Origin of the sequence: Brachyspira catarrhinii, assembly GCF_005518285.1 — a bacterium.
GTDB classification, from domain to species: Bacteria; Spirochaetota; Brachyspiria; order Brachyspirales; family Brachyspiraceae; genus Brachyspira; species Brachyspira catarrhinii.
This window is the reverse complement of the sequence record NZ_SJDU01000734.1, coordinates 1-575: the sequence shown is the minus strand read 5'-3', so window position 1 is coordinate 575 and position 575 is coordinate 1. Positions and strand designations below refer to the sequence as shown.

Sequence of the window (575 nt, the reverse complement as noted above, 5' to 3'; positions counted from 1 at the left end):
TATTTACCTACATGGTCGTAGGAGCTTTAGTTATGGCTTTATCTATAAGCTGTAAGAATGAAGACAAAACGGGAGGCGGAAATGGCGGAGGTTCTGGAGGTTCTATACCAACAGCTTCTGGTAGTCCTGCGACTGTTGGAAATGCCGAATTTTCAGGCACGCTTAACAACATATCTATATCTGGAGATGGATGGACAAAAGAACAAGTGGATGCTCTGGTTATGGCTGATAATTTTTCATTATCAATAGAGGGTAATAATGCTGGATGTAGTTATATAGTCCCTCCAAAACAATTACTTTGTCCCGATAGTTCTAATCCTAATGTAGTGGAAACAAGTGTGGAAGAAGTGTTAGAAGACGGAACAACTTATACGATATATATATAAATAACTCTTGATAACGCCGCTAATCCAACAACAGCAACGGTTGAATATCATTTTAAACTTTATAGTCCAGCATATAGCGGTTCAGGAATGAGCGATACTGTGGTAGCCGTATATGAAGGCGCTTTAAATAAAGTTACTTCAGGTAGTTAATAAAAGTTTTCGTTTAAGTTTCTTGAGATTAAAAGGCAT

Annotated in this window: 1 protein-coding gene; it reads left to right on the top strand. The window is 37.7% G+C overall.

Features of this window, described 5'->3' with window-relative positions:
• On the top strand, positions 1 to 386 hold a 386-nt coding region (locus tag EZH24_RS13250), incomplete at its 5' end, for a hypothetical protein (RefSeq protein WP_419670472.1).
• Positions 387 to 575: the final 189 nt, after the last annotated feature.